Source organism: Pseudomonas sp. NyZ201, from assembly GCF_049860765.1.
In the GTDB taxonomy this organism is placed as follows: Bacteria; Pseudomonadota; Gammaproteobacteria; order Pseudomonadales; family Pseudomonadaceae; genus Aquipseudomonas; species Aquipseudomonas bharatica.
The window spans coordinates 4,830,419-4,853,890 of record NZ_CP187557.1 but is presented as its reverse complement, the minus strand read 5'-3'; the positions used below and the strand labels follow the sequence as shown (position 1 = coordinate 4,853,890).

Annotated in this window: 25 protein-coding genes and 1 pseudogene; 20 read left to right on the top strand and 6 right to left on the bottom strand. The window is 59.7% G+C overall.

The genetic code is table 11. From position 1 onward, the window contains the following. Nucleotides 1-119: 119 nt before the first annotated feature. Nucleotides 120-665: an STY4534 family ICE replication protein gene (locus ACPFMA_RS21720; RefSeq protein WP_425928697.1), complete on the bottom strand. Its 546-nt coding sequence runs from the start codon at nucleotides 663-665 to the stop codon at nucleotides 120-122. Nucleotides 666-988: 323 nt separating this feature from the next. Beyond that, on the bottom strand, nucleotides 989-1,114 hold the full coding sequence (locus ACPFMA_RS21715; protein WP_425928696.1) for a hypothetical protein: 126 nt from the start codon (nucleotides 1,112-1,114) through the stop codon (nucleotides 989-991). Nucleotides 1,115-1,460: 346 nt separating this feature from the next. Between ACPFMA_RS21715 and ACPFMA_RS21710 the strand changes: the two genes are divergently transcribed. The 10 genes and pseudogenes from ACPFMA_RS21710 (at nucleotide 1,461) to ACPFMA_RS21665 (ending at nucleotide 14,197) form a co-directional block, all read left to right on the top strand. Continuing rightward, on the top strand, nucleotides 1,461-2,660 hold the full coding sequence (locus ACPFMA_RS21710; RefSeq protein ID WP_425928695.1) for a tyrosine-type recombinase/integrase: 1,200 nt from the start codon (nucleotides 1,461-1,463) through the stop codon (nucleotides 2,658-2,660). Next, nucleotides 2,657-3,823 carry a PDDEXK nuclease domain-containing protein gene (locus ACPFMA_RS21705; protein ID WP_425928694.1) on the top strand — a complete coding sequence of 389 codons (1,167 nt, stop codon included), beginning with the start codon at nucleotides 2,657-2,659 and terminating at the stop codon, nucleotides 3,821-3,823. The genes ACPFMA_RS21710 and ACPFMA_RS21705 overlap by 4 nt, the downstream gene beginning before the upstream one ends. A 336-nt stretch (nucleotides 3,824-4,159) precedes the next feature. Further along, on the top strand, nucleotides 4,160-4,669 hold the full coding sequence (radC, locus tag ACPFMA_RS21700) for a RadC family protein (RefSeq protein ID WP_425928693.1): 510 nt from the start codon (nucleotides 4,160-4,162) through the stop codon (nucleotides 4,667-4,669). A gap of 84 nt (nucleotides 4,670-4,753) precedes the next feature. Then, nucleotides 4,754-4,915, top strand: a pseudogene (locus ACPFMA_RS21695) (helix-turn-helix domain-containing protein); the annotation flags it as partial. A gap of 123 nt (nucleotides 4,916-5,038) precedes the next feature. Next, entirely contained in the window at nucleotides 5,039-6,586 is a 1,548-nt protein-coding gene (locus ACPFMA_RS21690) for a type I restriction-modification system subunit M (protein WP_425930619.1), read from the top strand. Further along, nucleotides 6,583-7,875: a restriction endonuclease subunit S gene (locus ACPFMA_RS21685; protein WP_425928692.1), complete on the top strand. Its 1,293-nt coding sequence runs from the start codon at nucleotides 6,583-6,585 to the stop codon at nucleotides 7,873-7,875. The genes ACPFMA_RS21690 and ACPFMA_RS21685 overlap by 4 nt, the downstream gene beginning before the upstream one ends. Further along, entirely contained in the window at nucleotides 7,872-10,820 is a 2,949-nt protein-coding gene (locus ACPFMA_RS21680; RefSeq protein ID WP_425928691.1) for a type I restriction endonuclease subunit R, read from the top strand. Before ACPFMA_RS21685 ends, ACPFMA_RS21680 begins: the two co-directional genes overlap by 4 nt. Continuing rightward, complete coding sequence (locus ACPFMA_RS21675) at nucleotides 10,817-11,176, top strand: M48 family metallopeptidase (protein WP_425928690.1); 360 nt, start codon at nucleotides 10,817-10,819, stop codon at nucleotides 11,174-11,176. Before ACPFMA_RS21680 ends, ACPFMA_RS21675 begins: the two co-directional genes overlap by 4 nt. Nucleotides 11,177-11,189: 13 nt before the next feature. Next, nucleotides 11,190-12,044 carry a HamA C-terminal domain-containing protein gene (locus tag ACPFMA_RS21670; RefSeq protein ID WP_425928689.1) on the top strand — a complete coding sequence of 285 codons (855 nt, stop codon included), beginning with the start codon at nucleotides 11,190-11,192 and terminating at the stop codon, nucleotides 12,042-12,044. Further along, nucleotides 12,044-14,197: a DEAD/DEAH box helicase gene (locus ACPFMA_RS21665; protein WP_425928688.1), complete on the top strand. Its 2,154-nt coding sequence runs from the start codon at nucleotides 12,044-12,046 to the stop codon at nucleotides 14,195-14,197. The genes ACPFMA_RS21670 and ACPFMA_RS21665 overlap by 1 nt, the downstream gene beginning before the upstream one ends. Before the next feature lie 11 nt (nucleotides 14,198-14,208). On the opposite strand, the gene ACPFMA_RS21660 is transcribed toward ACPFMA_RS21665, so the two are convergent. From ACPFMA_RS21660 to ACPFMA_RS21650, 3 genes are read right to left on the bottom strand one after another with little or no spacing between them, the layout of a single operon-like run. Beyond that, nucleotides 14,209-14,400 (bottom strand): helix-turn-helix domain-containing protein, encoded by a 192-nt coding sequence (locus tag ACPFMA_RS21660; protein ID WP_425928687.1) that lies wholly within the window; start codon nucleotides 14,398-14,400, stop codon nucleotides 14,209-14,211. A gap of 44 nt (nucleotides 14,401-14,444) precedes the next feature. Next, entirely contained in the window at nucleotides 14,445-15,212 is a 768-nt protein-coding gene (locus tag ACPFMA_RS21655) for a hypothetical protein (protein ID WP_425928686.1), read from the bottom strand. 37 nt (nucleotides 15,213-15,249) lie between these two features. Then, nucleotides 15,250-15,552 (bottom strand): helix-turn-helix domain-containing protein, encoded by a 303-nt coding sequence (locus tag ACPFMA_RS21650; protein WP_425928685.1) that lies wholly within the window; start codon nucleotides 15,550-15,552, stop codon nucleotides 15,250-15,252. A 265-nt stretch (nucleotides 15,553-15,817) separates the two neighbouring features. Between ACPFMA_RS21650 and ACPFMA_RS21645 the strand changes: the two genes are divergently transcribed. The 4 genes from ACPFMA_RS21645 (at nucleotide 15,818) to ACPFMA_RS21630 (ending at nucleotide 18,598) form a co-directional block, all read left to right on the top strand. After that, on the top strand, nucleotides 15,818-16,165 hold the full coding sequence (locus ACPFMA_RS21645; RefSeq protein ID WP_425928683.1) for a DUF2958 domain-containing protein: 348 nt from the start codon (nucleotides 15,818-15,820) through the stop codon (nucleotides 16,163-16,165). Between the two features lie 369 nt (nucleotides 16,166-16,534). Then, nucleotides 16,535-17,302: a DUF2285 domain-containing protein gene (locus ACPFMA_RS21640; RefSeq protein WP_425928682.1), complete on the top strand. Its 768-nt coding sequence runs from the start codon at nucleotides 16,535-16,537 to the stop codon at nucleotides 17,300-17,302. A 115-nt stretch (nucleotides 17,303-17,417) separates the two neighbouring features. After that, a complete protein-coding gene (locus ACPFMA_RS21635; RefSeq protein ID WP_073646489.1) occupies nucleotides 17,418-17,714 on the top strand; it encodes a helix-turn-helix domain-containing protein in 297 nt (98 codons plus the stop codon). A 26-nt stretch (nucleotides 17,715-17,740) separates the two neighbouring features. Further along, nucleotides 17,741-18,598, top strand: a complete 858-nt coding sequence (locus tag ACPFMA_RS21630) for a replication initiator protein A (protein WP_425928681.1) — start codon at nucleotides 17,741-17,743, stop codon at nucleotides 18,596-18,598. A gap of 162 nt (nucleotides 18,599-18,760) precedes the next feature. Here the strand turns inward: ACPFMA_RS21630 and ACPFMA_RS21625 are convergent, their stop codons facing one another. Further along, nucleotides 18,761-18,901, bottom strand: a complete 141-nt coding sequence (locus ACPFMA_RS21625) for a hypothetical protein (RefSeq protein ID WP_425928680.1) — start codon at nucleotides 18,899-18,901, stop codon at nucleotides 18,761-18,763. Here ACPFMA_RS21625 and parA point away from each other — a divergent pair. From parA to ACPFMA_RS21595, 6 genes are read left to right on the top strand one after another with little or no spacing between them, the layout of a single operon-like run. Further along, nucleotides 18,900-19,538 carry a ParA family partition ATPase gene (parA, locus tag ACPFMA_RS21620; RefSeq protein ID WP_425928679.1) on the top strand — a complete coding sequence of 213 codons (639 nt, stop codon included), beginning with the start codon at nucleotides 18,900-18,902 and terminating at the stop codon, nucleotides 19,536-19,538. The genes ACPFMA_RS21625 and parA overlap by 2 nt on opposite strands. After that, nucleotides 19,535-19,822, top strand: coding sequence for a chromosome partitioning protein ParB (locus tag ACPFMA_RS21615; RefSeq protein ID WP_425928678.1), 288 nt, complete (start codon nucleotides 19,535-19,537; stop codon nucleotides 19,820-19,822). Before parA ends, ACPFMA_RS21615 begins: the two co-directional genes overlap by 4 nt. Beyond that, nucleotides 19,819-20,376: a DUF2840 domain-containing protein gene (locus ACPFMA_RS21610; RefSeq protein WP_425928677.1), complete on the top strand. Its 558-nt coding sequence runs from the start codon at nucleotides 19,819-19,821 to the stop codon at nucleotides 20,374-20,376. The genes ACPFMA_RS21615 and ACPFMA_RS21610 overlap by 4 nt, the downstream gene beginning before the upstream one ends. Then, entirely contained in the window at nucleotides 20,373-20,972 is a 600-nt protein-coding gene (locus ACPFMA_RS21605) for a S26 family signal peptidase (RefSeq protein ID WP_425928676.1), read from the top strand. The genes ACPFMA_RS21610 and ACPFMA_RS21605 overlap by 4 nt, the downstream gene beginning before the upstream one ends. After that, nucleotides 20,969-21,436, top strand: coding sequence for a hypothetical protein (locus ACPFMA_RS21600; RefSeq protein ID WP_425928675.1), 468 nt, complete (start codon nucleotides 20,969-20,971; stop codon nucleotides 21,434-21,436). Before ACPFMA_RS21605 ends, ACPFMA_RS21600 begins: the two co-directional genes overlap by 4 nt. Next, nucleotides 21,433-23,436 carry a DUF3363 domain-containing protein gene (locus ACPFMA_RS21595; RefSeq protein ID WP_425928674.1) on the top strand — a complete coding sequence of 668 codons (2,004 nt, stop codon included), beginning with the start codon at nucleotides 21,433-21,435 and terminating at the stop codon, nucleotides 23,434-23,436. The genes ACPFMA_RS21600 and ACPFMA_RS21595 overlap by 4 nt, the downstream gene beginning before the upstream one ends. The last annotated feature ends 36 nt before the right edge of the window (nucleotides 23,437-23,472 follow it).

Here is a 23,472-nt window from a genome sequence, read left to right as displayed (position 1 = left end):
GTCGACGACAGTGAACCAATACCGAATTCGTTGGCCGGGCGGTAGGCACAAACATCGCAGTTGCTCGCATGCCCTCTTGGCAGAAAACAAAGGCGCTGAAATCAGCGCCTTGATAGAGGTTAAGCAGCCTGGTCGGCCTGCTGCGGATCATCATCACCGAAGTTAGGTTGGCGCTGTTCACCAAACTGGTCGGCTACTGGCGGTTCCTGGTTCAGAGGTTGCTCAGGAGCGGGAAGCTCGTGATTGTCCACCGGGGTGTTGATGGTTTTCGGTTTCGCTTCGTAGACCAGCTTGCCGTCAACTTTGATCCAGCCGATGTAGAGCAGGCGGCCCTTGAGGCTTGCGCCGGCCTGACCTTTCTTGTCACCTTTTTCATAGGTGAAAGCATCAGCCCAGATGTCGCCTATTCGGAAGGAGACGAGCACCTTCTTATTGGCTTCAACAGCTTGCTGGCAGCGTTTAACCAGCGATTCTGCCTCGGCACCGACAACGTTGCAGTCGATGTAGGAGTACTCAGCTTTTTCAGTTGCGCCGTGCAATGCCGCGACGGTGACACAGGTGAACGGTTTGCCCTTGCGGGGACTGACTTGACGGATACGGTTGAGGTATCCGATGCCAGTGGTGTGCAGGTCGAAGAATTTGGCTTCGTTGGATTGGTTGCTCATGGTGATTCTCCAGTTTCAAAAGCGAAAGCGGAGAAACACTTCGCCCATGGGGGAAAGTATTCCCCGCGTGGGTTGGGATGGAGCGAGTTGGGTAGGCTTCCATCAATCGAGAGATTGATCAATCGCGCTTCCGGAAGCTTGGCGATTTTGGGGAGATCAACACCGCAGTGGGTGTAGCAGTCTTCCAGATCATGACTGCTCGGGCTTGGGTTACTGACAACGTCAGCAGCTCACGATCACAAGAATGTAAATGAAGAAACCCATTGTCAAGCCTTAAAAGAAAAAACCCTCCAGGCGGAGGGTTTAGTTGAGAAGGTCGATGATCAATGTGCTTTGAGAATCTTCTGGCACCGGCGTTTGATGTTGGGCCAGTCAGCCCATACTGCCATACCAGAACAGATGAACAGCAGAGCGGTGAACATGAGGATGCCGAATGTGGTTTGGCTCATGTCATTCCTCCGGGGTGAGGTAGATGCCTGTAATCCAGATTACAACACCTACCACGAGGGCGAAAGCGGTCAGGAGACGGCTAGTGCTGAGGAAGATACCTACGAGGGCGGCCGCGACGGCAGTGGTCCCGATCTTACGTAGGTCGTCTGCTACAGCTGCGCGTTTTTTTGTTTCACGATGACTCCAGTACCGCTATTCGCTGGACTACGCCAAGGCTCGATACAGCAGGTTTATCAATCACTTAGGTGAGTTCAATATATGCCGGTGCTTTCCGAAATTTGACCCGGCTTCCGGTCGCGTGGCTCCCATGTGGCTCTTGGAAACCGGGTTTTCCGAGGAGTCATCGTGGCAAGAATCAAGCTCACCAAGTCCGCAGTCGATGCGGCAAAGCCCCAGGCGCAGGCCGTCGAACTTCGGGATACCGTGGTGCCCGGCTTCCTGTGCAAGATCACCCCGGCGGGCCGCAAGGTCTTCATGCTTCAATACCGCACCAACGCCGGCGAGCGCCGCAAGCCCGCCCTGGGCCAGTACGGGGAACTGACCGTCGAACAGGCACGCACGATGGCGCAGGAGTGGCTGGCCGAGGTCCGTAAGGGCGGCGACCCGAGCGCGGCCAAGAACGCCTCCCGCAAAGCCCCGACCATGAAGGAGTATTGCCACACCTTCATGGAGGACTACTCCAAGCAACGCAACAAGCCCAGCACGCAGCGCGGCTATCAGGGCGTCATCGACCGCAACATCATTCCCATCATGGGCCGGATGAAGGTGCAGGACGTGAAGCGTCCGGATGTGGCTACGCTGATGAAGAAGCTGGCCTACAAGCCGGCCGAAGCGAACCGTACATTCGGTGTGCTGCGCAAGATGTTCAACCTGGCCGAAGTGTGGGGGCTGCGTCCGGACGGCACGAATCCGTGCCGCCATGTCCCGATGTATCCGCCCGGCAAGGAAACCCGGCTCATCGTGGACGATGAACTGGTGCGGATCTTCCGCCAGTTGGAGAAGCTGGAAGCCGAAGGACTGGAGAACTATGTCATTCCGCTGGCGATCCGCCTGCAATTCGAGTTCGCCGCACGGCGCTCGGAAATCTGCCCGCTGGAATGGGACTGGCTGGACTTCGAGAACCGGCGCGTGGTGTGGCCCGACAGCAAGACCGGCGGCATCTCCAAGCCCATGAGTGAGGAAGCCTATCGCTTGCTGTCCACCGCGCCGCGCCGGGAGGGCTGCCCCTACGTCCTGCCGTCGCCCAACGATCCGAACCGGTACCTGACCCACGGCGAGCACTACGGCGGCTGGACGCGCGTACTCAAGGCCGCAGGCGTGCCGCATGTCGGTACACACGGCATCCGCCACAGGGCAACAACCGACATTGCCAACTCGGGCGTGCCGACCAAGGTGGGCATGAAGCTCACAGGTCACAAGACCGTGGCGATGTTTATGCACTATGTTCATATCGAGGACAAGCCGGTGCGGGATGCGGCCGAACTGGTGGCGAATCGGCGGCTGGCGATTACCGGGGCATCCCGTTCCATGGAGGTAACAGCATGACAAGGAAGACGCCTGTGGCAACGCGGAAACCGGCCGCCTTACCGGCTGGCTATGCCGGCATCCACGGCGGCATCGTGGAGCTACTGGATGCTGCGCGCCAGGCAGCGGCGCGCAGTGTCAATGCGCTGATGACCGCCAGCTATTGGGAGATCGGCCGCCGAATCGTCGAAGCAGAGCAGAAAGGCAGACGACGGGCCGGTTACGGCGAGCAGTTGATGGAGCGCCTGTCCGCCGACTTGACGGCCCGATTCGGGCGTGGGTTCGGTGTCAACAACCTGGAGAGCATGCGGCGTTTCTTCCTCGCATACCCTCAGCCACAGATTTCCCAGACAGTGTCTGGGAAATTGGGAAATGAGTTACCTGCCGAGAAATCCCAGACAGTGTCTCGGAAATTCGACCTCTCCGAACTGGCCCAGGTCTTCACCCTGCCGTGGTCAGCCTATGTGCGGCTGCTGTCGGTCAAGGATGACCATGCCCGCCGCTTCTACGAGACCGAAGCACTGCGCGGTGGCTGGAGCGTGCGCCAGCTCGACCGGCAGATCGGAAGCCAGTTCTATGAACGCACGGCCTTGTCCAAAGACAAGGCGGCGATGCTGGTCAAGGGTTCGATGGCCAAGCCCGAGGATGCTGTCACGCCCAATGACGCGATCAAAGACCCGTATGTGCTGGAGTTCCTCGATCTCAAGGATGAGTATTCGGAATCCGATCTGGAAGCCGCCTTGATTCAGCGGCTGGAAGACTTCCTGCTGGAACTGGGCGAAGGCTTTACCTTCGTCGGGCGGCAACGACGGTTGCGCATCGACCAGACGTGGTATCGGGTGGATCTGCTGTTCTTCCATCGCAAGCTGCGCTGCCTGGTCATCATCGACCTGAAGCTGGGCAGCTTGACCCATGCGGACGTGGGGCAGATGCACATGTACTGCAACTATGCCAAGGAGCATTGGGCTTACCCGGATGAGAATCCGCCGGTGGGCCTGATCCTGTGTGCCGACAAGGGCCATGCCCTGGCGCGGTATGCGTTGGATGGCTTGCCGACCAAGGTGATGGCGGCCAACTACCGGACGGTGTTGCCGGATGCCGAGTTGCTGCAAAAAGAGCTGGAGAACGCACGGCGTCTGCTCGAATCTCGCGGAATGCTGTCCCTTAAGGGCGACAAACCATAGTCGTGCGTCCCGGCGTACCGCCGTCGGGCTCGCGGGCTGCGCCCTGTGCTTCGTGCCGAATCACAGCCATTCGGCGCTGATCCCTTGACGCCTCCGGCCTGGATCGTTGCTCCGGGCCTGCGCGTGCTGCGCACTTGCCAACAGCGGGTGTGTGGCTGAGTGGGGTGTAGGCGGTCTTGCTGTTCCCTTCACCGTATCACGGCGTTCGCAGCGTCAAGGGCTGCGCGTGCTTGCACGCTTGCGCCCTGGCGGTCGGCTACGCCCCCTGACTGCTTTGCGCTGCGCCGTGCTGGCCACGGTTCCGGGCAATTCCGCCCGAGCAACCGGAGCACGATCATGTCGCAACTGTCCTTTTCCTCGTTCGATGACGCTTTGTTGGTGTGTGATGCCCAGGGGCGCTATCTGCCGGCATCGGTGGATCAAATTCTTGAAGCGGCACGCCAGGCCATCGAGCTGAAGATGCAGCGTGGAGCTGAGTTCACTTCGCCGGCGCTGGTCAAGGAGTACCTGCGCAACAAGCTGGCAAGCTTCGAGCATGAAGTCTTTGCGGTACTGTTTCTGGATACGCGCCATCGGCTGATCGAATACGCCGAGATGTTCCGGGGCACCATCGACAGTGCATCGGTGTATCCGCGTGAAGTGGTCAAAGAGGCGCTACGGCTCAACGCAGCGGCGGTCATCCTGTCGCATAACCATCCGAGTGGGAATCCTGAGCCAAGCGCGGCCGACCGGGCGTTGACCCAACGGCTCAAGGAGGCGCTGGTGCTGATCGATGTACGGACGTTGGATCATGTCATCGTGGCTGGCGCGGACACTGTGTCGTTTGCAGAACACGGACTGATCTGAGCTACAGGGAGCTTTGGCTCCCTTTTTTATTGCGCAGCAAAGAATTTCTTGACAAATATTCGCTATATAGCAAATATATCAAACATGACAAATACAGCCCCCAATTTTGCCACGACGCTTCGCGCTATTCGCTCGCAGCTCAATCTTACCCAAGAGCAACTTGCTGAGCGTCTTGGGGTTTCATTTGCCACAGTCAATCGCTGGGAGGGCGGCAATAGCAAGCCGCAACGTGCAGCGCAACAGGCAATTGCAGCTCTCGCACTGGAAGCTGGTGTTTCGGAGGCGTCCGTCGCAGATGAAGCGCAGACTTCTGTTTCTGCGACACCTCGCCGGGGGCGGCGACCTGCTGCCGCCCCGACCACGAAGCCTATGGAGCAAATGCTGTGGGATGCAGCCTGCTCCATTCGGGGTGAAAAGGACGCCGCCAAGTTCAAGGACTATCTGCTTCCGTTGCTGTTCCTAAAGCGCCTCTCGGATGTGTTCGATGACGAGATCGCGCGTCTGGCCGAGGACTACGGCGACCGTGCCACCGCACTGGAGATCGCCGAAGCCGACCATTCGTTGCTGCGCTTTTACCTGCCGCCCGAAGCGCGGTGGGCCGTCCTCAGCGGGCGCGAATCCTACGACTGGCCGGTGGACGACAAAGGCCGCAGCACCGCCCCGCGCGACATCGGCGAACACCTCACCCGCGCCGTGCGTGCCGTTGTGAAGCACAACCCTGACCTTTCCGGCGTGCTAGACGTGGTGGACTTCGCTGCCGAGCGCAACGGTGAGCGTGACATCAACCCTGCCAAACTGCGCGGCGTGGTCGAGACTTTCTCCGATCCACGCTATCGCCTTGGCCTGGCAGACGTGCAGCCCGACTTTCTGGGGCGCGCCTACGAATACCTGCTGCGCAAGTTCGCCGAAGGCTCCGGCCAGAGCGCGGGCGAGTTCTTCACGCCAACCGAGGTGGGCTTCCTGATGGCGCACATCCTGCGCCCGCGCCCCGGCGAAACCTGCCACGATTACGCCTGCGGCTCGGCAGGCCTTTTGATCAAAATGCAGCTCGTTGCCCGCGAACTCGACCCCACCAGTCGCGTGCCTGTGAAGTTGAGTGGCCAGGAATTGCAGGCCGAAAGCTACGCCGTGGCGCGCATGAACGCCATCATCCACGATATGGAGGTGGAGCTGGCGCGTGGCGACACCATGATCAATCCCAAGTTCCGAGACGCAGCGGGCAGGATTCGCGGCCACGACATCGTGGTCGCCAACCCGATGTGGAACCAGCCTTTCACGCCCGACCTGTTCAAGAACGATCCGTTCGAGCGTTTCCAGACGGCGGGCGGCATCACCAGCGGCAAGGGCGACTGGGCGTGGTTGCAGCACACGCTTGCCGCGCTGGACGACGATGGCCGCGCTTGCGTGGTGCTGGACACCGGCGCGGTGACGCGCGGCAGCGGCAGCAAGAACGAGGACAAGGAGCGCAACGTCCGCAAATGGTTCGTGGACAACGACCTCATCGATGGCGTGATCCTGCTGCCCGAAAACCTGTTCTACAACACCACGGCGGCGGGCGTGATCGTGGTGCTGAACAAGCGCAAGCCCGCCGCGCGCAAGGGAAAGATTCATCTGCTCAACGCCAGCAAGCATTTCCGCAAGGGCAAGCCGAAGAACTATCTGCCGGAGGAGGACATCCGTGCGTTGGCGGCGATGTATCTGAAGGGCGAAGCGGTCGAGGGCGAAGTCGCTGTCATCACCACGCAGCGGGCGGAGGAAGCGGACTACAACCTGAGTCCGAGCCGCTGGGTTGGTCAGAGTGAGGATGCGGCACACCGCGATTTGCCGCAGCTTGTCGCCGAGCTTGCACGTTTGGACGAGCAGACCGCCGAAGTGAACCGCTCGCTGTACCGCCTGCTTGCCGGAGTCGCCAAATGAGCGAATTGCCGCGAGGCTGGACCGAAAAACCGTTCAGTCAGGTCGCGCGCTACGCGACTGGTCGCACGCCTGCACGGGCAAAAGCCGCGTATTGGAAAGACGGTGCGAATCGAACTCCGTGGGTTGCCATCTCCGACATGGAGGACTACGGCAGCATCACGACGACGAAGGAATCCGTTTCTGAAGCGGCCTTCCAAGATGTGTTTCGCGGTCGCGTGGTTCCTGCGGGCACACTGCTGATGAGTTTCAAGCTCACCATCGGTCGCGTCGCCACACTGGGCATCCCCGCTTGCCACAACGAAGCCATCATCTCGATTTATCCGCGCGATGGCGTTGACCAGCGTTATCTGGGCTATTTCCTTTCGCAGGTTGATTACGCCGACCATCAAGACCGACAGGTCAAGGGCAATACGCTCAACCAAGCCAAGATTGACCGCATCCCGGTTCTGCTGCCGCCTTCACACGAGCAGCGCAGCATCGCGGATGTGCTCGACCAGTGTCGCACGGGCATCAACACGGAGCGTGCTGCCGAAGACACGACGAACGAACTCAAGCGCGCCGCCATGAGCCGCCTGTTCACGTGCGGCCTGCGCGGCGAGGCGCAGAAGGAAACCGAGATTGGACTGGTGCCGGAAAGCTGGGAGGTCGTGCCACTTGGTTCACTCGGAAAAATCGGCAACGGCTCGACACCCAAGCGGACGGTTCCCGCGTATTGGACTGGCGGCAAGTTCCCGTGGCTGACGAGCGCGAAGGTCTATGACCGCGAGATTGAGCAGGCAGATCAGTTCGTCACCGAAACGGCATTGGATGAATGCCATCTGCCGAGGGTCAAGCCGGGCGCTGTCTTGATGGCGATTACCGGCCAAGGCAAGACGCTCGGCCACTGCGCAGTTCTCAACATCGAAGCCACCATCAGCCAGCATGTTGCCTATGTTCAGACCGATACCGGGCAAGCGGAGCCGGGATTCGTCAGGGGCTATCTCGAAACTCAATACGACTATCTGCGACAGGTGGCATCAGGCGGCGGCAGCACGAAAGGCGCGTTGACCTGCGCGTTCCTGAAAGACTTGCCCGTTCCACTGCCGTCGCTCGACGAGCAGTGCGAAATCGTCGCCATCCTCGACGCCCTCGACCGCAAGATCGCCCTGCACCGCCGCAAGCGCACCGTGCTGGAAGAACTGTTCCAGTCCCTGCTGCACAAGCTGATGACCGGCGAAATCCGCGTCGCCGACCTTGACCTGTCGGTGCTGCCTGTGGCTCCGGCGCAAACCCTGGAGGCCACGGCATGAGCAAGCCCCTGAAAATCAGCGAAGCGGGCACCGTGCAGTTCCCGATGGTGCGGCATGCGGCGGAAATCGGCTGGACGACCCTCGCGCCCGACGATGCCCGCACCAAACGCGGCGGCGATGCGGGCACCTTCTTGCGCGACGTGCTGGAAGACAAGCTGGCCGCCTTCAACCCGTGGCTGACGGCGGATGCGGTGCGCGCCATCGTCGAAACACTGGACGCGCTGCCCGCCAGCATCGAAGGCAACCGCGAGCTGCTGTCGTGGCTGCGCGGCGAACGCGCGTGGTACGACGAGGCCGAAAAGCGGCACCGAGCGGTGACGTTGATCGACTTTGACCATGCCGCAGAAAACGTCTTTCACGTCACGTGGGAATGGAGGATCAAGTCGCCTGCTCGTCCCAAGGGCAACCGCGCCGATGTCATGTTCGTGGTCAACGGCGTGCCAGTGGTCATCGTTGAGCACAAGAACCCAAAGGACGGCGGTGCGATCGAGCGCGCCATCAAGCAACTGCGCCGCTACGAACTGGAAACGCCGGAGCTGCTGGCGACCACGCAGTTGTTCAACGTGACACACCTGCTCGACTACTGGTACGGCGTGACGTGGAACGCTAACCGTCGCGACATGGCGCGCTGGAAACAGGCGCCGGAGGAAAGCTACCGCTTCGCGGTGCAGGCGTTCTTCGAGCCGAGCGAGTTTCTGCGCACTTTGCAGCACTGGATTCTGTTTTACGTGCAGGACGGCGAAACCCGAAAATCCGTACTGCGCCAGCACCAGCGTCGCGCTATTGACGCCATCCTTGAGCGTTGTGCAGACCCGGCCAAGACGCGCGGGCTGGTCTGGCACACGCAAGGTTCGGGCAAGACCTTCACGCTGCTGACGGCAGCTCGGCAAATTCTGGAGGACAAGGCGCGCTTCCAAAATGCCACCGTTCTACTGGTCGTGGATCGCACTGAACTGGAAGGCCAGTTGAAGGGCTGGGTGGAACGGCTATTGGGCGAGATGCAGGCGCAGGATATCGCGGTAGAGCGCGCCAATACCAAGGCAAAGCTGCAACAACTGCTGGATGCAGATTTTCGCGGCCTCATCATCACGATGATCCATAAGTTCGATGAAATCAAGAAAGATAGTTGTGCTCGCGACAACGTCTATGTCTTCATCGACGAGGCTCACCGCTCGGTGGCGAAGGACTTGGGCACCTATCTAATGGCGGCGCTGCCGATGTCCACCATCATCGGTTTCACTGGCACGCCGATCGCGCGCAGCGCACAAGGCGAGGGTACGTTCAAGATTTTCGGCACGCAGGACGAAGCCGGTTATCTGGACAAGTATTCGATTGCCGAATCCATCGCCGACGAAACCACGCTGCCGATCAAGCATGTAATGGCCCCCAGCGAAATGACTGTGCCCGCCGAACGACTGGACAAGGAGTTCTTCGCACTGGCCGAAAGCGAAGGCGTCTCGGATGTGGAAGAGCTCAACAAGGTGCTTGACCGCGCCGTGGGCCTGCGCACCTTTCTGACTGCTGACGACCGTATCGAAAAGGTGGCGGCCTTCATTGCAGAGCACTTCAAGGAAAACGTGCTGCCGCTGGGCTACAAAGCGTTCGTGGTGGCTGTGAACCGGGAAGCCTGCGCCAAGTACAAACAAGCTCTGGATAAGCTGCTGCCGCCGGAATGGAGTGCGCCAGTCTATACCCAGAACGCAGCAGATGCGATTGACCGCCCGCTGGTGGCGAAGTTGCAGCTTTCTGACGAGGCCGAGGAGCAGGTGCGCCTGCTATTCAAAAAGCCCGCCGAGAACCCGAAGATTCTGATTGTCACCGACAAGCTGCTCACCGGCTACGACGCACCGCCGCTGTATTGCCTCTACCTCGACAAGCCTATGCGCGACCATGTGCTGTTGCAATCCATTGCGCGCGTGAACCGGCCTTATGTTGATGCCAACGGCGTGCAGAAGCGCGTGGGGCTGGTGGTGGATTTCGTCGGTGTACTGCGTGAGTTGAAGAAGGCGCTGAAATTTGATTCCAGCGACGTGGGCGGCGTGATTGAGGACCTGGATGTGCTCTTGCAGGATTTTCTGCAGCGCATCGCGCAGGCCAAGCAGGAATACCTCGATGTCAATGTAGAGGGCGCGCCGGACGAACGGCTGGAAAAGTTGGTATTCGGGCGCTTCCTTGAACCGGAAGCACGTAAGGCCTTCTTCGACCAATACAAGGGAATCGAGGCGCTGTGGGAAATACTCTCGCCCTCGCCAGAGCTACGCGACCACATCGCCAGCTACAAGCAGTTGAGTCAATTGTATGCAGCGGTACGCAATGCCTATGCGGAGAAGGTCGGATTCATCGCCGACCTAGCCTACAAAACACGCCGGCTGATCGAAGAAAGCGCCGAACAGCAAGGCTTGGGGCGGCTCACCAAGAGTGTCACCTTCGATGTGGCCACGCTGCAATCCTTGCGCGGCGACAAGGGCAGCGATGAGGGCAAAGTGTTCAACCTCGTGCGCGGCTTGCAGCAGGAAATCGACGTAGACCCTGCCGCCGCGCCCGTGCTTCAACCGCTGAAAGACCGAGCCGAACGCATTTTGAAGGATTTGGAGGAGCGAAAGACCACCGGTCTGGCAGCAATGGATCAGTTGGCGGCACTGGCTACGGAAAAGGAAGCGGCCATGAAGGCAGCCCGTGACAGCGGCTTGTCGGCTCGAGCTTTTGCTGTTGCCTGGGTTCTGCGTGACGACACTTCCGTCAAGGCGGAAGCCCTCGATCCTATGCTTCTGGCCAAGGATGCTGAGGATTTACTTGGCCGATTCCCGAATGCACAGGTTAATGCTGACGAGCAGCGGCGGCTACGGGCGGCAATGTATAAGCCGTTTCTGGCTTTGGCTGCGACTGACCGGGCGCGCGTTGTTGATCTCGTCATCCAGATACTGCTTATGGAGGGCGACAAATGAAGCGCTCAGGCTATCCAGCGCAGGACCTGAAGCGTCGTGCTATGACATGGGCGATCAAGTTGAAGGTGAACCCTCGTGTTGTCCGTGTCCAAGATATGCGTAAGAAATGGGGCTCATGCTCATCGTCAGGAACCATTACTTTAGCCATCGACCTGCTTGATCGAGACGAGTGCTTTCAAGACTACGTCATTGTCCATGAGCTGTTGCATCTTCGCTATTCAACGCATGGGAAGGTTTTTAAGGCATTGATGAGTGCCCATGTACCGGATTGGCGTCAATTCGATATGGCAGGGCCTAGTAATACTTGCGGTGGTTTGAGACGAACAGCAAAGAATTCCTCTTCTCCCCAATACTAAAAAGGGTCAGTCAATGCCGTTTCCCGATCCGCCAGCGCCATTCTTATCCGTCAAGGTACATGACATATCCCAAACTCCCGCTGTTTGTGCCTTGTGTGCAGGTTACGAGGGGGGGAAGTGGCGCGCCGACGCATTGGCTGAGCATGCTATGGAGTGGCTCCCTGAGTTTTGCTTGTCAGCAGAAGAACTGGAGGATTTCAGGCCCGGGACAGCCGTAAAGCTTCTCAGGAAAGCAGCAAGATTGGTCTATCAAACCGACAAATACAAGCTGCGGGGGGAGTTTGGCGAGCTATTCCTGCATATCGCGCTACGCCAAGTTCACAGATCTATCCCGGCCATTAGCAAAATTTACTGGAAGGATTCAGTAAATAACACTGTCAAAGGCTATGACGCCGTACATGTGGTCGAAGTTGACGACAAATTGCAGCTGTGGCTTGGGGAGGTGAAATTTTACGATGACGCAAGCCGAGCAATACGAGATGTTGTGAAAGAAATTCAGGATCACACGCAAATCGACTACATGAAAAATGAAGTGGCCCTGATCGCAAATAAGTTAGATAAAAGCTCTCCCCATTACTCCAAGCTTGCCAGGCTTCTTGATGCGAATACTTCATTGGACGAGGTCTTTGACGCAGCCTGCATTCCAGTGCTAATTACTTACGACAGTAATGCTTTGAAGGGGCACACCAAGGTGACGCCGCAGTACAACCAGGCGCTTGTAGAAGAAGTTATGGCTGTCAGGGATAGTCTTGAAGAGAAGCTTTCTGGACTATCTCTACCGCTAAAAGTGCATTTATTCCTGATTCCACTGAATGCAAAGAAGGCACTCATTGAGTGTTTGGACGGAAGTTTGAAGGGGCTTCAATAATGCTAAAGCCTGATGAAATCGAAAAGCTCTTGAAGAGCAATCAGACTAGCAACTCCAGTGCGTTTGAAATCCTTCAATCCATCTGTTCGCTTGCTAGTCGATCCCAAGGTCACAGCGATGGGGTTGTCCAGTCATTGATTTTGCGCGTACTGGATAAGCGCGATCAGTTTGAAGAATTTAGTGAAATCCTAAATGGCTTGATACGCCACTATGGTCTTTATCCATATCTGCATGCCGAATCGCTGTCAATCAAGGATGCGCTGGCCAGAGAGTTTCATCGCCCAAGTCTCATCACTGCATCAGTAGATCAGGATATAGAGAAGCTTGGCGAAAATGAAGGGCTGGTGTTTCATAGAGTTCAGGCGGAGGTTTTTAGGCGTATCATCGACGGCGAGAGCATTGTACTGAGCGCGCCAACGAGTTTTGGAAAAAGCGCGCTGGTTGATGCACTGATAGAAAGTGGTCGATTTAATAATGTCGTGATTGTAGTGCCTACGATTGCGCTTATTGACGAAACAAGGCGTCGCCTTTCTGGACTAAAAGAAAGCCACAAGGTAATTACTCACGCATCACAAGAGGTTACCACTAAAAATGTCTTCGTTTTAACGCAAGAGCGTGCGGTAGATTTTCCGAATCTACCCGAAATTGATCTTTTTGTGCTTGATGAGTTTTATAAGCTTGATCCTCGTGAGGATTCCAGTCGGGCAATGACGCTCAATCATGCTTTCTATAAACTCACAAAGCAGTCTCGTCAGTTTTATCTTCTTGGCCCAAATATACAGAACATCCCAGACGGATTTCCCGAAAGATTTAAATGTCAGTTCATTAGAACAGACTTTGCCACTGTGGTGACCGAGTTGATTCCGGTCCGGCCTAAGAAGGGGCAGGACATGGAGAAACTACTTGGCCTGTGCAACGAAATGGATGGCCCCACGCTAATTTTTTGTGCGTCTCCAAACAAAGCACGTAAGATTGTGGAAATGTTGTCTGAAAAATTAGATAGACCAAATGCAGGCATGGAAGATGCCGCCCAATGGGCGGGAGAAAACTATCATCCCGAATGGACTTTAGTTAAAGGTCTTCGTAATGGCGTAGGCATGCATCACGGCCGTATGCCGCGAGCACTTGCGCAGCTTTGTGTCAAAGGATTCAACGAGGGTAGTTTACCAATTCTTGTTTGCACATCAACCCTTATCGAAGGTGTAAATACAAAAGCAAAAAATGTAATTATTTTCGACAACAAAATTGCAAAACAAAAATACGACTTCTTCACTTTCAATAACATTCGCGGCCGCTCCGGGAGGATGTTTAAACATTTTATTGGCAACGTCTATGTTTTCCATGAGCCGCCCCAGCAAGAACTTCCTTTAGTGGAAGTTCCTGTTTTTTCCCAAGACTCCCAAAATACGAGTGAAAGCTTGCTTATTCAGCTCGACGAGTCAGATCTGCGCGGAAATTCACGAAAGCGGCTAGAGCCATATTACCAACAACAGATTCTTGGTATCGACGTAATTCGTCAAAATACCGGTATTGAGCCACAGGATCAGATCGCATTGGCTCGCTATTTGGTGGAGAACCCAACAGAGCTTCGAAAGCTATCCTGGAGTGGCTACCCTGACTGGGAGCAACTGCTTAATCTCTGCGAAAAAATATGGGAATTTTTCATAAATGAAACTGGGCGAGTTGGGGGAATTAGCTCGGGAAAGCAGCTCGCGTTTAAGATCAACCAAATGCGGAATACGTCATTGAGTTCTGTTATCTCGCAAGAAATTGATAAGGGTACAGATCCAGATGACGCGGTTGAGGCTTCCTTGGAGTTCATCAGGCAGTGGCCACAGTACCGATTCCCAAGATTGGCAATGGGCGTCTGCAGAATTCAAAACTCCCTCGTTGAGCGCCTTGGTAAACCTACGTTGAAGTCCGAATACAGTTTCTTTAGCGGGAAGGTAGAAAGTCTTTTTTCCGATGCTGCATTGATTGCCTTGGATGAGTATGGTCTTCCATTTCCAATAGCAAAAAAGCTGGAGACTGTTCTGAACTCCGATGGGATGTTGGACAAGGCATTGAGCAACTTGTCGCGGTTGCAAGTCAACGACTTGCCGTTAACTTCTTTCGAGAAAAGCTTGATTGAAGACGTGCAGCAATCTATCTGACCATGCGGAATCTATAACTGACTTTCCATTTCGGCCATCAGTACCGCTGCGCTGAATTCCAGGGCCCTGGCAATCTTGAAGATGATGGACAGGGTCGGCGCATGCTCGCCGCGCTCGATCTTGCCCATGTGCGAGCGCTCAATGCCGGCCAGGTTGGCCAGCGTTTCCTGGGCGATGCCGCGTTCCGTGCGCAGCGCACGCACTGCTGCCAGGTGGTCAAGGTATTTTTGTTAGCTACGCTCTTATTTCAGCTTAACCACAATATGGCCTGCCACAAGCCAACAAGGATGGTAATTATCGTACCCAATAGTCCAATAATTTTTGCCCCTCGACTTTCGAAAAGCTTATCAATTGCTATACCGAACCCTCTTGATGCCGTATTAAGCTTTCCGTTAACCAATTTGCGCATGGCAGAGCTAAAAAATCCAATCTTTGATAGTGTGGAGTTGTGCATTCGTAAAAACTCTTTGTTCTCAAAAGCATCAACCTCTTCCTTTCCGTCAAGAAAATCTCTATGCCTCCCGCCATTAATTTCCATCAGTGACAGCATTTTTGGATGCTTGGCATAGTCTGATCCATAGCGGTCGGCTATTAAATCATTCAAATTCAACCTTCGCTCTACGGCAATGACACATGCATCTGTACCTCCTAGCGCACGGTAGCGATGTTCCAAGTGCTCGAAACCATAGGTGAGATTCCGCATGTTCCAATGCACCCAGTATTTATCGCGGCGATCTCGAATAAATCTATAAAATTGAGTCAATAATTCAATTTCTACTTCATCAAATCTTTGAATCACATCGCTTCGAGCTATTCGCAACTCCTCGGCAATTGAGTGCGTTGAAAAGCTCACTGATTGCCCGCTGGCATAGTGGTTAATCGCAATGGAGGTGATGCGTGGTGACAATGCTTCATTTTCGTCGTAGAGATTTTGACAAGAATAGTGAATAAGAAAGAAATTTTCTGGATTTAATCTTACCGATTTTATAAATTGTCGGCTGTCGGCAATACTCACTACATACCCCCAAAATCTAAATGGCTTTCAAATTTTTTTAGGGTTTGGGCACCGAAATAGGCACCTGAAACCGTCGCTCTGCTTCAGACATCAGTCTTGCCGTATTGCACTCCAACGCCCTGGCGATCTTGAAGATGACCGCCAGGCTCGGCGCATGTTCTCCACGCTCGATCTTGCCCATGTGCGAGCGCTCGATGCCGGCCAAGTTGGCTAACGTCTCCTGGGCAACACCCTGTTCCGTTCGCAGCGCACGCACCGCCGCGCCGAAGGCTTGGGCCAATTCGGCATCGAAGGTGGTGGAGCCGGCCGGTCGGCCGCGCTGGACGGTTCGCTTCTGCATAGACAGAAGCGTCGATTCGCAGAACAATTAAAACCACGTTATATTTAACTCATTCATCCAATTTCGCCCGTTTTTGTGCCTTTACGGAAATCCGTATCGGCGGGTTTCCTCCAAACCGGAGAGCCTGAATCGTGTCTTTCCTGACCTCCGCACATACGCCTTCGTGCCTTTACACTTCTGTGGATGCGTGGTCATGCGCTTCTGTGCTTTCGTGGGAAGGCGGGAAAGCGTCTCAGCGGTTCTGCGCATCCGTGGGAGTGCGGCCATGAAACCGCTCATCACCACCGACGACCGCACGCGCTTGCTAGCCAACGGCCAGGCCGGCGCTGCCGGCCAAGTCATCGACCCGCTGCCCGTGGTGCGGCTGTTCACGCCGGACGCGCACGCGACCTGGCTGCTGGTGTCGCTCGATCCTGCGGATGGCGACACCTGCTATGGATTGATTGACCTGGGCATCGGGATGCCGGCGCTGGGCACGGTCAAGCTGTCCGACCTGGCGTCCATCGTCGGGCCGCGCAAGCAGTCCGTGACGCGCGATCGTTACTTTCAGCCGACGCGTTCGCTGTCGGAGTACGTCCGGCTCGCGCAGGAAGACGGTTCGATACCGGACTGATCGACCCCTGCGCGGTCTGCCGCGACAGAGCTGTGCAGTCCATCCAGCCGGGGCGCATTGTGACTATTTCAGTCTCACTCAAGACCCGCCCGGTCTGAATCCGCACTCTTGCACCGAAGCGGTGCAAGCCTGTTGTAAACAGTCATGGTTGTTGGCCCGTGCTGCGGCACGGTATCGGCTGCTGACCGTCAATTCCAGGCGGCGTAGCCGTCGCATTCAGACGATTTTCGCAATGCACCGGAGCCAATCGGACTTGACACCCGCAGTTTCAGCTTAACCCGATCACGATGACGTTTTGATGTTGAACCAGTAGCTCCCGCACGCCGAAAACCGTGGAGACGTTCCTGCTGACTGATAGGAGGTTGCGTCATGGCTGGCCCGAGTGCCGAACACTGGTATCCGACCGCTGCGTATCTCTACACGCTGCATCTTGATGGCCCGGCCTTGGCCTGGGAGTACCTGCGCCGCAATCCCGACTACCGACGCGACTGGCTGCGCCGTCGTCGTCGGCCGGACGCGGCGCACCGCTGGGGCCTGCGCCTGCTGGAAGACCCGGCCCTGGACGCGCGCGACGCGCATCCGGCCTGGTTTCCCGATCACAGCGGCGTGGTGCAGCTTTACCCCGACGCCGACCCGCCACCCGAAGCCTATGCCTTCGAGTTCTGGCGCGTCCCCGGCCGCAAGCATCTGATCCACGACGGCAAGCGTCTGGTGCTGATGTCGCACTGGCCCGGCTGCTGCCTGCGGCTTGCGCTGGCGCCGGGCCTGGAAGACGGCATGGCCTACCTCTATGCCACCCGCGCCTGCGCCACGCCCTGCGCGCGCTATCGGGCACTGGTGGCCGAACTGGACAAGCTGACGGCGCTGCCGGATGCCGTGCCTGCGGCAGTGGCCCGTTCCAGGCCCACGCTCGCGGCGGTGCAGGAACTGCACACGATCCAGGCGCTCGACGCGACCCTGGCGGGCGCGTCCTTGCGCGAGGTCGCCGAAGGGCTGTTCGGTGTGGATGCCGTGGCAGCCGACTGGCACGCCGACAGCGCCTTGCGTGCCCGCGTGCGGCGGCTGGTGCGTCGTGGCGAGGCGCTGATGCGCGGCGGCTATCGCAGCCTGGCGCAGCTTGCGCCAGTTGCATCGTAGTGAGGGGGGACGTTTTGCACTCCCTGCAATTCGTCCCTTAGCAGGAAGCCTGAATTTCTCGAAAGTGCCTCCATCCGGCCACGTGGTGTGGCCGGGCTTGATGGAGGTAAATCCCATGCGACCTGCTCCCTTGCGGCCCTCTGTAACCGCTCCTTCCGCTGCTGTCGCTGCGCCCGCGCAGCCCCAACGCTATCTGACCAACGACGAAGCCGCCGACTACCTGCGCCTTTCTCCGCGCACGCTGGAGAAGCAGCGCGTGATCGGCGGCGGGCCGAAGTTCCGCAAGTTCGGCCGGCGCGTCATGTACGCGGTGGCCGACCTCGACGCCTGGGCCGATGCGCGCAGCTTCGATGCCACGTCCGACCCTGAGTACGCCGAGCGCCATGCGGGTGACTACCGTGATCGCCGCTGATCGCAGGTTCACGGGTGGCCGCCGTCATGTCCAGTCCCGCGCTGCCGTCCCGGCAGCGGCCCGTGCAGGAGCGCGAACAGCTCGACCTGTTCCGCGCCTTGCCCGGCGACATGGCGCCGCGCGACAGCCAGGACTTGATGGCCTATCCGTTCTTCTCGCTGGCGAAATCCAAGCGGGTCAAGCCCATCGACTTCCGGGCGGGAAACGTGACGATTCGCGTGGAAGGCACACAGGAGCACGGCATTGCCACGATTTGGGATGCCGACATCCTGATCTGGGCCGCCAGCCAGATCGTGGAGGCAAAGGACGCGGGCCTGCGGCCGTCGCGGCTGATGCACGCCACGCCTTACGAGATCCTGCGCTTCATCGGGCGCGGCACCGGCTCACGCGACTACCAGCGCCTCAAGGCAGCGCTCGACCGGCTGCAATCGACCACGGTGGCGACTTCCATCCGCGAAACGACGGGAAGGCGGCTGCATCGCTTCTCGTGGATCAACGAGTGGAAGGAGCTGGCCGACGCCAGTGGCACGCCGCTGGGCATCGAACTGATCCTGCCGGACTGGTTCTACGCGGGCGTGCTCGACGCCGCCCTGGTGCTGACCATCGACCCAGCGTATTTCCGGCTCACGGGCGGCATCGAACGCTGGCTGTACCGCCTGGTGCGCAAGCACGGCGGCAGGCAGGAATACGGCTGGCAGTTCGATTTCCGCTACCTGCACCAGAAATCGGGCAGCAGCACGCGATTCTCGGATTTTGCCTACGACTTGCGTGCCCTGGTCGCCCGGCAATCCTTGCCAGGGTACGAGTTGGGCATCGTGCGGATACCCGAGGACGACGTGGAATTGCTGACCTTCCGGCCCGTGCCGCCCACGGCACGGGGATAACTGGTGGACAAGCTGTGAATAGTGTCGTGCTATCAGGAGTAAGGGGTATCGTGCTATCGGGAGTACGACTATCGTGCTATCAGGAGTACGAAAACGCCGGAAAGCCAATAACGGCGCGGGTTTTCGTTCCCTCTAACATACCTAACTTAAATTCTCTAACTTTTAGTAGAGAAGCGCCGTTTCGGTGGACAACTGGCGAACGCCCAAAAGCACCGCCAATCCGAAGGCAAAAACGGCTTGAAATCCAACCCCGTTCGGCAAGGCAAGACCCGGCTGGCTTTCCAGATCGGAGGGCTGCGCCATGATCGTCGCCTTGCTCAACCAGAAAGGCGGCGTGGGCAAGACCACGCTTGCCACGCACATCGCCGGAGAACTGGCGCTGCGCGGCCAGTCGGTCATCCTGCTGGATGCCGACCCGCAAGGTTCATCGCTGGACTGGACGCAGCGCAGAAGCCAGCAAGGCTTGCCCCGGCTGTTCAGCGCCGTGGGCCTGGCCCGCGAAACCCTGCACCAGGAAGCGCCAGAACTCGCCAGGCGGGCCGATCACGTCGTCATTGATGGCCCGCCCAGGATCGCCGCCTTGGCGCGCTCCGCGCTGCTGGCGGCCGAGCGGGTGCTGATTCCCGTACAGCCCAGCCCGTATGACCTCTGGGCCAGCGCCGAGATGGTGGCGCTGATCCGCGAGGCGCAGGTGTTCCGTCCTGCGCTGCGCGCGGCCTTTGTCATCAACCGGCGCGTCAGCACCACGGTGATCGGTCGGGAGGCGCGTCAATCGCTGGCCGAACAGCCGCTGCCGGCGTTACGCGCCGAAGTGCGCCAGCGCATCGTCTTCGCCGACAGCGTGGCCGCTGGCCGGCTTGCCCGCGAGACGGCGCCGGACAGTGCCGCTGCTCGTGAAATCACCGCCCTGGTGGACGAACTGCTGTGGTGGCCGACATGAGCGGCCGCAATGACAAACCCGTCCGTAAACGCGCGGGCAAGCGTGTCGGCATCGGTGCGCGTCCACCGGCGAATCCGCACGCCGAGGCGTGGATTCGCCAGGGCGATGCCGACGCCTTGCAGAAAACCGACCTCTACACCGCACGCCTGACCCTCGACGTGACGCCTGCGCTACGCGCGCGCATCAAGATCGCCGCCTTCGGCCAGGGCGTGACCGTGGCCGAACTGCTGCGCGCTTTGCTGGAGCGGGAGTTTCCCGAGCACCGCACGGAGAACACGCCATGAACGCATCCGCTGCACCCGCCGCGAACACGGCCACGGTCGCCGCATCGCCCCCGGCTGCGCCGTCGCTCGCGGTACTCGCCGGCCAGGCCGGCAACGTGCCGCTGACGCGCGTATCGCTGGCCTACATCGAACCGCGCTTCAAACTCTACCTGCGCTTCGGCGAACCGGCGCGCACGCTGCGGCTCGACCGCTGGCGGCGCTGCGCGGTGTTCCTGCCGCGTGCAATGTTCTGCCGCGTGCGCTGGGAAGCTAACGACTACGGCACGATCCGCTGGCAGCTCATGGTGATGCAGGCTGGCACGCCGCTGGATGCCTTGCAGCGCATCCCCGGCGTGCGGCCCGGTGCGCGCTTGCTGCTGCACGCCGAGGGTGACGCCAGCGTGCGCGCCGTGCTGGAGCGCATCGACGCCATCGAGGCGCTGGGCATCGCCGCCATCGACGTGTCGCCCGCGTACTGGCGCACGCTGGGCAACCGGCTCGCGGCGCGCGTGCCGCTGCCCGAATACACCGCCGAGCGGCATGCCGCGTGGCTGGCAGGGAGGGCGCTGCCATGACCGTCCATCCCACCACCGCACGCACACCCGAAATTGAGTCGCATCTTCGCTCACGCCGACGCGCTCGCATCATGCTGGCGGGCTTCGCCGCCGTCGGCCTCGCTGCGCTGGCCTGGGCGGCCTTGGTGCATCCGCTACCGCGCCTGATCTACAACCCGTCCGACAGCGTTCCGGTCGGCTGGTATCACGTGCAGCCGCTTGACCATCGGGCCGCCTCGCTTCCACGCACTTTGCCCGTGGGCAGCATCGTCCTGACCCGATTGCCCGCCGATGCTGCCGCGCTCGCTGCGCAGCGCGGCTACCTGCCGTCGCAAATTCCGCTGCTCAAACGTGTGGGCGCGGTCGCGCCGCAACACGTCTGCATCGTCGCCGGGCAGGTACGCATCGACGGCGTGCCGGTGGCCGCCGTGCTGCCTGTCGACCGGCTGGGTCGGCCGCTGTCATTTTGGCCGCAATGCCGCCACCTTGGGCCTGGCGAACTGTTCCTGTTGAGTGTCACCAATCCGGCGTCGTTCGACAGCCGGTATTTCGGGCCAGTTAGCGCATCCGCCGTGATCGGCATCGCACATCCGGTCTGGCTGGAGACACGCCCATGATGGCCGCCGATTCGCTGCACGTTGCCGTGCATCCCATCGTGCCATCGCGCATGTCGATCCGGTGGCTTTCCGCATGTCGTCGCGCGTGCAGCGCGGGTGCATTCGCACCGCACTTCGCGCTGCCTTCGGCGCTGCCATCCAGTGTGCAGGCGTCTTGCCTCGAACGCACCCAGCCTGCTGCCATCGGCGTGTCCCTCTGCGCGTTCGCCGGCGGTCTGGCTGCAAGCAGCACAGCACCGCCGGACCGCCGACGCCTGGAGCACCAGCGACAGGCAAAGGCGGAAGGCAAGACAAAAGGACGCGGCACCGGGCCGCGTCGAAAGCCTGTCTGCATATGGGGGGAACGCAGCACGGAGCGGCTGCGCCGCCGTGCCGCGTTCGGCGCGAAGGTCGCGCCAATGCAGGCATGTCCGCGTGCTTCGCACGACAGAACACGCCGCGGCTTGCAGGGAGCGCAGCCATGACCGACCGCCACGACGACGATTTCCGCGTGCGTCTCAGCGCCCCGAAGAACCGGGGCAAGGGCCATGATCAGAGTTTCGTTTCCAAGGTGCTCAAGCAGGCCGGCAAGGCCAGCGGCGGCAAGTCCTCGATGCGGCATTCCGCAGCCGGCAGCGGCGCACGCGCCGGCCAGCGCCCCGGCTCGCGCCTGGGGCGCGGCCATACGGCAGCGCGTTTCGCGGGCGCGAAGCTGACGCTCATGTCGCGGCGTGTGACGATCAAGACCTTGCTGGTCAACCAGCGCAATGCCAGCCCGCAGTCGCTCGCCAAGCACCTGCGCTACATCGAGCGCGACGGCGTGGGCCGCGATGGCGAACCGGGCCGAGCCTACGGTCCGCAGACCGATGACGCCGACCTCGATATCTTCAAAGAGCGGGCCGCAGACGACCGGCACCATTTCCGCTTCATCATCTCCCCGGAGGACGGCGCCGAGCTGGAAGACCTGCGCACCTACACCCGGCATTTGGTGAACCGGATGGAAGCCGACCTGGGCACGCGGCTGGATTGGGTGGCGGTGGATCACTGGAACACCGACAACCCGCACACACACCTGATCGTGCGCGGGCGCGACGACACTGGCAAAGACCTCATCATCGCCAGCGACTACATCGCCCACGGCTTCCGCCACCGGGCCGCCGAGCTGGCGACAGAATGGCTGGGGCAGCGTACCGAACTGGAGATCCAGCAGACCTTGGGGCGCGAGGTGGAACAGGAGCGATGGACGAGCCTGGATCGCACCTTGCAGCGCGAGGCCGGCGAGGATGGCCGGGTGCGGATCGAACGCTTCAGCGAACCCCGGCTGCAACGCCAGCGCCTGCTGCTGATCGGCCGCCTTCAACGTTTGCAGCGCCTGGGCTTGGCCGATGAGACGCAGCCCGGTACCTGGGCTGTTCATGCCGATACGGAGAAAACCTTACGCGCCCTGGGCGAGCGCGGCGACATCATCCGCACGATGCAGCGGGCCATGAGCGGTCCACCGCGTGAGCTGTCGGTGTTCGAACCGGGCCGTGATGACGGTGGAAGTGGCCGCACCATCGTCGGCCGCGTCGCTGCCAAGGGGCTGGCCGACGAACTGCATGATCGCGGCTATCTGGTCATCGACGGCGTGGACGGCAAGGCTCACTACGTCGCGCTCAATACTCGCGACGAACTGGCGAACTATCGGAGCGGCGCCGTGGTGGAGGTACGCGGTTCCGCCGAGGTGCGGGCGGCCGACAGGAACATCGCCGCGCTGGCGAGCGATGGCCTGTACCGCGCCAATCACCACCTGGCCATCGAACAGGGCCGGGCCAAGGCCGGACGCGACCCACAGGAGGTTGTCGCGGCCCACGTCCGCCGGCTGGAAGCCCTGCGCCGGGCCGGCGTCGTGGAGCGCGTGGCCGATGGGCTATGGAAGGTGCCGGACGACCTGGTCGAACGTGGTCGCCAGTACGACGCGCAACGGCTGGGCGGCGTGGTGGTGGAGTTGAAATCACACCTGCCCATCGAGCGACAAGCCCGTGTGATCGGCGCGACCTGGCTGGATCAGCAGTTGATCGGTGGCGGCAAGGGGCTCGGTGATTTGGGCTTTGGTGGCGAGGTCAAGAACACCTTGCAACAGCGTGCCGACTTCCTCGCCGAGCAGGGGCTGGCCGAGCGGCGGGGACAGCGTGTGATCCTCGCCCGGAACCTGCTGGGCACGCTACGTAACCGGGAGTTGGCGCAGGCCGCCAAGGACATTACCGCCGACACCGGCCTGGAGCATCGACCCGTCGCCGACGGTCAGCGCGTGGCCGGCATCTACCGGCGTTCCGTCACGCTCGCCAGTGGGCGCTACGCGATGCTGGACGACGGCATGGGCTTCTCGCTGGTGCCGTGGCTGCCAGTGATCGAACAGCGGCTGGGGCAGCAGATCGCCGCGACCATGCGTAGCGGTGGCGTGTCCTGGGAGATTGGGAGGCGGCGTGGGCCAACCGTTGGTTGAAACGGTGTGTATTCAAGCGAGCAAATGCACCTTAGC